This window comes from Curtobacterium sp. MMLR14_006 (assembly GCF_001864985.1).
Taxonomy (GTDB): Bacteria; Actinomycetota; Actinomycetes; order Actinomycetales; family Microbacteriaceae; genus Curtobacterium.
Genome location: NZ_MJGU01000012.1, coordinates 740,821 through 747,056, shown reverse-complemented (window position 1 = coordinate 747,056; position 6,236 = coordinate 740,821). Strand labels below are relative to the sequence as shown.

Below are 6,236 nucleotides of genomic sequence, written 5' to 3'. Positions count from 1 at the left end.
GGCCGGGGCCAGCCGGGCTGTTCCGCGCGTGGTGGGGTCTTTCGCGCGTAGGGAGCCGTCCTTTCCTGCTGTCTACGCGCGGTTCTGCTTCCCATGCCGGGCGCGATGGGACGGAACGCGCGGGGCGGGCGTGGGGCGGGCCTCCTGGCCGGGGCCAGCCGGGCTGTGTCGCGCGTGGTGTGGTCTTTCGCGCGTAGTGAGCCGTTCTTTCCTGCTGACTACGCGCGGTTCTGCTTCCCATGCCGGGCGCGATGGGACAGAACGTGCGGGGCGGGCGTGGGGCGGGCCTCCTGGCCGGGCCAGCCGAGCTGTGCCGCTCGTGGGGAGCCCCGTCGTTCCTGCTGCCGACGCGCGGTTCTGCTTCCCGTGCCGTGGGTGAGCGGGGCGGAACGCGCGCGGTCAGGCGACGGGGGAGGCCTCGCGCTGGGCGGCGACGAAGGCGCGCACGTGGTCGCGCAGGTCGGTGTCGTGTTCGACCAGGACCGCGTGGATGCCGACGCTGCGGGCCCCTGCGACGTTCTCCGGCATGTCGTCGGCGAAGAAGGTGCGCTCGGCGGGGACTCCGTGGTGTTCGAGCGCGCGGAGGAAGACCTCGGGCTCGGGCTTGCGGGCGCCGAAGTTGCTCGAGGTGTCGAGGTGCTCGCCGAAGAGCTGCGGCAGCGACGGGGCCCACTCGTGGATCCAGCGGCTGGCGAGGGGGCCGTTGTTGGTGAGGAGGCCGACGCGCCCGTGCTCGCTCGCGATGCGGACCGCCTCGATGCGCTCGGGCAGCTCGGTCATCGCGGCCCCGCGGATCCGGGCCCACTCGGCTTCGGGGACGTCGCACTCCATGGCCTCGGCGAACGCGGCGAGGTAGGCGTCGGCGTCGAGGAAGCCTCCGGCCTCGGCCCGCTGCTCGTTCCCGGAGTCCCACCAGCGGCGACGGAGTTCCTGGAACTCGTGCCCGGTGAAGTCGGAGAGGGCGGCCATCCGGACCCGCCAGTCGTACCGGACGAGCACGTCGTCCATGTCGAAGAGGAACAGGAGCGGGGGCGCGGAGGTCTCGTTCACGATGTCCTCCATTGTGTCGCACTATCATCGTCGAGTCATGGCATCCCGATACGACTGCACCGACTCCGACGGGCTCCTGACCGGGATGCGGCTCGCACGAGCCGCGCTCGGACGCGGAGAGCTCGTCGTCGTCCCCACCGACACCGTCTACGGCGTGGCCGCGGACGCCTTCAGCGCGACGGCGGTCCAGCGGCTGCTCGACGCGAAGGGCCGGACGCGGCAGTCGCCGCCGCCGGTGCTGATCCCGGGGCCGCCGACGCTCGACGCACTGGCCGTCGACGTGCCGCAGGCGGTGCGCGACCTCGTCGCCGAGTTCTGGCCGGGTGGTCTGACGGTGATCCTCCGGGCGCAGCCCTCGCTCGACTGGGACCTCGGCGAGACCCGGGGCACGGTCGCCCTGCGGATGCCGGACTCCCGGATCGCGCTCGAACTGCTGCAGGAGGTCGGACCGTTGGCGGTGTCCTCCGCGAACTCGACGGGCGACCCCGCGGCGATGGACGCGGACGACGCCGAACGCATGCTCGGTGACAGCGTGGCCGTCTACCTGGACGGCGGCCCGATCGAGCTGCACGACGGCTTCGAGGCGTCCACAGGCTCGACGATCGTCGACGCCACCGGGCTCTCCGACGGCGGCACGTTGCGCATCGTCCGTCACGGTGTGATCCCCGACGAGGAGATCATCCGGGTCGTCGGAGCCGACCTCGTCACATGAAGTACTACCTGCTGGCGGGGGCGATCGCCGCGGTCGTGAGCTTCTGCGTCAGCTGGCTCGTCTGGAAGCTCGGGCTCCGGTACGGGTGGTACCCGAAGGTCCGCGAGCGGGACGTGCACCGGACCCCCACGCCGCGGCTCGGCGGGATCGCCATGTACCTCGGCGTCATCGCCTCGCTGCTGGCCGCCTGGTTCCTGTTCCCCTCCATCGCGGGGACCGACTACTTCCGGCTGGTGTTCTCGGAACCCGGCCGGGTGCTGGCGGTGCTCGGCGGAGCGACGATCATCGTCGTGCTCGGTGTCGCCGACGACATCTGGGACCTCGACTGGATGACGAAGCTCGCGGGGCAGATCATCGCCGCCGGCATCCTCGCGTGGCAGGGCGTGGCCATCGTGTCGCTGCCCATCGGGAACACGCTCGGCGTCGGATCGTCGTACATGAGCCTGATCTTCACCGTGCTCGCGGTGGTGCTCGTGATGAACGCCGTGAACTTCATCGACGGGCTCGACGGTCTGGTGGCGGGCGTCGCGATCATCGCCGGTGGCGTGTTCTTCCTGTACACGTTCTTCATCAACCGCGTGGTCGTCGAGACCGAGTTCTTCTTCAACCTGCCGTCGCTGCTCACCGCGGTGCTCGTCGGCTCGTGCTTCGGCTTCCTCATCCTCAACTGGCACCCCGCGAAGCTCTTCATGGGCGACGCCGGCGCCCTGCTCGTCGGGTTCCTCATGGCCACGAGCGCGGTGTCCGTGACCGGGAACATCGACCCCGCAGCGGTGCAGACACGCCAGGCGCTGCTGCCGGCCTTCATCCCGATCCTGTTGCCGTTCGCGATCCTCATCGTGCCGATCCTGGACTTCGGGCTCGCGGTGACCCGGCGGCTCAGCGCGGGCAAGTCGCCGTTCTCGGCGGACCGGAAGCACCTGCACCACCGCCTGCTCGACATGGGGCACTCGCACTTCCACGCGGTGCTGATCTTCTACGCGTGGACGGCCACCGTGGCCTTCGGCTGCCTGCTGTTCCTGTTCCTCGACTGGTACTGGGTCGTCACCTTCGTCGCCGTCGGCTTCACGGTGTGCGCCGTCGCCACCTTCGCGCCGCTCGGCCGGAAGCGCACCGAGATCGCCGCCCAGACCGCCAACCGTTCCGCCGCCGTGGTGGACCCCGCCCTCGACCCGCTCGACCGGGCAGCCAACGACCGCACGATCCCTGGAGACATCACGTGACCGCACCGAACGCGCTCGACCACGTCCGGCCGGTGTTCCGCCGCATCATCCTGTGGGGCGCCGTCCTCGCCGTCGCCCTGGCGGTGGTCGGGGGAGTCGTCGGTCTGCTCGTGGCCGACACGCCCGGCCTGCTCGGCGGCCTGCTCGGCGCCGTGCTGAGCGTGGTGTTCCTCGGACTCACCGCGGTCAGCGTCCTCGTGGCGCTGCGGGTCTCGAAGGGGCAGATGATCTCAGGTGCCTTCTTCGGCATCGTGATGGGTACCTGGCTGCTCAAGTTCGTGGTGTTCATCGTGGTGCTCGTGCTGTTGCGCAACCAGGACTGGGTGGACTTCCCGGTGCTCGCCTTCGTGATCATCGCGGGCGTCGTCGGCTCGCTCGTCATCGACGTGGTCGCCGTGGCCAAGGCCCGCATCCCCGTCGGGGTCGCGCTGCCGGGCGACAGCGGGTACCCGTCGGGCGGCACGCAACAGGTGTCGGGCGGCTCCACGGAGCCTGGGAAGTCCGGTCCGAGCGACTGAGAAGCCGGGAAGCCTCTCGCACCTGATAGGCTTCTCGGAGTCCGCCACCGGAGCCTGCGCTCGGAGCGGACGAGCCTCCACAACGTCCACCATCGCGTGCCATGATGTGCGCGCGCCGACACAGGAGACAGCGCTGCTATCCCACGCTCTTCCCCTGTCCCTCTCCGCTGCGGTTGACACCGTCGCGGCGGGGAGCAGCAAGGCCGCCGAGTTCCATGGTCCGTCGATCAACGAGTTCTTCCCGGATGCGATCTTCTTCGCCGGGACGCCGTTCGAGATCGATCGGCTCGTCCTCATCCGCTTCTTCGCCGTTGCCGTGCTCCTGGTGTTCGCGTTCGTCGGCACCCGTGCACTGAAGCTCGTGCCGGGTCGCGGTCAGGCGTTCATCGAGTACGCGTTCGACGTCGTCCGCCGCAACACCTTCGACAACCTCGGAGAGAAGGACGGCAAGCGCTTCCTGCCGCTCCTCGCGACGATCTTCTTCGGCGTGCTGTTCATGAACCTGACCGGTCTGATCCCGGGCATGAACCTGGCCGGCACGAGCCGCATCGCGATGCCGATGGTCCTCGCGATCGTCGCGTACCTCGCCTTCATCTACGCCGGCCTCCGCAAGCACCCGGGCACGTTCCTCCGGAACTCGCTCTTCCCGCCCGGGGTGCCGTGGTTCCTCTACATCATCGTGACGCCGATCGAGCTGGTCTCGACCTTCGTGCTCCGTCCGGTGACGCTGACGCTGCGACTCCTCATGAACATGGTCGTCGGGCACCTGCTGCTCGTCCTGTTCTTCTCGGCCACGCAGTTCTTCTTCTTCGACGCTTCCCTGGGCTTCAAGGCCTTCGGCGTCGGCACCATCGCGTTCGGCATCGCGTTCAGCTTCTTCGAGGTCCTCGTCGCGCTGCTCCAGGCCTACGTCTTCATGCTCCTCACCGCCGTCTACATCCAGCTGGCGCTGGCCGACGAGCACTGATTCCTCACTGACCCCCTACGGGGCCGACGACCGTCGGGCCCGCACCTCGAAAGGAAAACACGTGGACGCAACGACCGTTCTCGCGGAGATCAACGGCAACATCGCGACGGTTGGCTACGGCCTCGCAGCGATCGGCCCGGCCATCGGCGTCGGCATCGTCGTCGGCAAGACGATCGAGTCCGTCGCTCGCCAGCCCGAGCTCCAGGGCCGCCTGACGACCCTCATGTACATCGGTATCGCCTTCACCGAGGCCCTGGCCTTCATCGGTATCGCCACGTACTTCATCTTCACCGGCACCAACTAAGGCTCCTCGATGCACAACGCACTCATCATCGCGGCGGAGGAGACGCACAACCCGCTGATCCCGCCGGTGTACGACATCGTGTGGTCGTTGCTTGCCTTCGTCATCATCTTCCTGGTGATGCGCTACGTGGTCACGCCGCGCATCACGAAGATGCTCGATGAGCGCACCGAGGCCATCGAAGGTGGCATCAAGAAGGCGGAAGCTGCGCAGCAGCAGGCCGCTGCGGCGCTCGACGAGTACAACAAGCAGCTCGCCGACGCCCGTGCCGAGGCATCCCGCATCCGCGAGCAGGCCCGCGCCGACGCCACGGCGATCGGCAACGAGGTCCGCGAGCAGGCGGCCGCCGATGCAGCACGCATCACGGCGAACGCCCAGGCGCAGATCGAGGCCGAGCGGCAGAGCGCCGTCCAGGCACTGCGTGCCGAGGTCGGCACCCTCGCGCTGGACCTCGCGTCCGGTGTGATCGGTGAGACCCTCAAGGACGACGCCAAGTCGACCGCCGTCGTCGACCGCTTCCTCGCCGACCTCGAGGCCTCGCAGGCCACGAAGACGGGGGAGCACTGAGCATGCGCAGCGCTACCAGAGAAGCACTCGCGTCCACCAGGGCGGTGCTGACGGACCTCGGTCCGAGCGCCGACCTGGCCGCGGGTGCCGAGATCCTCGCCTCCGGGCGAGCGATCGCCGGTGCGCCGCAGCTGCTCGGGCTGCTGTCCGACCCGACGGCCGACCCGGCCGGCAAGAAGGTCCTCATCGACCGCGTCTTCGCCGGACAGTCGGACGCGACGCGCGCGGTGCTGACCGCGGTGGCCGGCTCGCGCTGGTCCTCGCAGCAGGACCTCCTCGCGGGCATCGAGGACGCGGGCATCCGCGCCGTCGCCGCCACCGCGGGTGCCGAGTCGCCCATCGAGTCGGAGCTGTTCGCCTTCGAGACCGCCGTCCGCTCGGACGCCGGCCTCGTGCTCGCGCTCGGCACGAAGCTCGGCAGCCCGGACCAGAAGGGTGCGCTCGTCGAGCGTCTCCTCGGGTCCAAGGCGTCGCCGCAGACCGTGACGATCGTCTCCGCGCTCGTGCAGCAGCCCCGTGGCCGCCGCATCGGCGAACTGGTCCGCGATGCCTCGCGCATCGTGGCCGAGCAGAACGGCAAGCTCGTCGCCACCGTGGTCACCGCCACGGAACTGACGACCGCCCAGTCGGCCCGCGTCGCACGCGGTCTGGCCGAGCGCTACGGCAAGGACATCAGCATCAACCAGGTCGTCGACCCCTCGGTCGTCGGCGGGGTCCGGGTGCAGATCGGCGGGGACGTCATCGACGGCACCGTGTCCACGCGGCTCTCGGAGCTCCGGCTCCAGCTCGCCGGCTAGGCGTACGGTCGAAGCCGCTCCTCCCAAGTCCACAACGGGAACTGCCGAGTCCGGCAGCGTCACCCTCTCGGAGCCGAAGGGCCCCGGAAAACCACAAGGAA

General features: G+C 69.4%; 8 protein-coding genes. 7 read left to right on the top strand and 1 reads right to left on the bottom strand.

Going from position 1 to position 6,236, the window contains the following annotated elements; translation table 11 throughout:
- Nucleotides 1-399: 399 nt before the first annotated feature.
- A complete protein-coding gene (locus tag BIU94_RS07040; RefSeq protein ID WP_175472120.1) occupies nt 400-1,050 on the bottom strand; it encodes an HAD family phosphatase in 651 nt (216 codons plus the stop codon).
- A 37-nt stretch (nt 1,051-1,087) separates the two neighbouring features.
- Between BIU94_RS07040 and BIU94_RS07035 the strand changes: the two genes are divergently transcribed.
- From BIU94_RS07035 to BIU94_RS07005, 7 genes are all read left to right on the top strand, one after another.
- A complete protein-coding gene (locus BIU94_RS07035; protein ID WP_071255930.1) occupies nt 1,088-1,762 on the top strand; it encodes an L-threonylcarbamoyladenylate synthase in 675 nt (224 codons plus the stop codon).
- Nucleotides 1,759-2,985: an MraY family glycosyltransferase gene (locus BIU94_RS07030; RefSeq protein WP_071255927.1), complete on the top strand. Its 1,227-nt coding sequence runs from the start codon at nt 1,759-1,761 to the stop codon at nt 2,983-2,985. Before BIU94_RS07035 ends, BIU94_RS07030 begins: the two co-directional genes overlap by 4 nt.
- Entirely contained in the window at nt 2,982-3,503 is a 522-nt protein-coding gene (locus BIU94_RS07025) for a hypothetical protein (RefSeq protein WP_071255925.1), read from the top strand. The genes BIU94_RS07030 and BIU94_RS07025 overlap by 4 nt, the downstream gene beginning before the upstream one ends.
- 106 nt (nt 3,504-3,609) lie before the next feature.
- On the top strand, nt 3,610-4,470 hold the full coding sequence (gene atpB, locus BIU94_RS07020) for a F0F1 ATP synthase subunit A (protein WP_254782895.1): 861 nt from the start codon (nt 3,610-3,612) through the stop codon (nt 4,468-4,470).
- Between the two features lie 61 nt (nt 4,471-4,531).
- Nucleotides 4,532-4,774 carry an ATP synthase F0 subunit C gene (gene atpE / locus BIU94_RS07015; RefSeq protein ID WP_017885749.1) on the top strand — a complete coding sequence of 81 codons (243 nt, stop codon included), beginning with the start codon at nt 4,532-4,534 and terminating at the stop codon, nt 4,772-4,774.
- 9 nt (nt 4,775-4,783) lie between these two features.
- On the top strand, nt 4,784-5,338 hold the full coding sequence (locus tag BIU94_RS07010; RefSeq protein WP_071255924.1) for a F0F1 ATP synthase subunit B: 555 nt from the start codon (nt 4,784-4,786) through the stop codon (nt 5,336-5,338).
- 2 nt (nt 5,339-5,340) lie between these two features.
- The gene (locus BIU94_RS07005) at nt 5,341-6,135 is read left to right on the top strand and encodes a F0F1 ATP synthase subunit delta (protein WP_071255922.1); all 795 of its coding nucleotides are present in this window, start codon (nt 5,341-5,343) and stop codon (nt 6,133-6,135) included.
- The last annotated feature ends 101 nt before the right edge of the window (nt 6,136-6,236 follow it).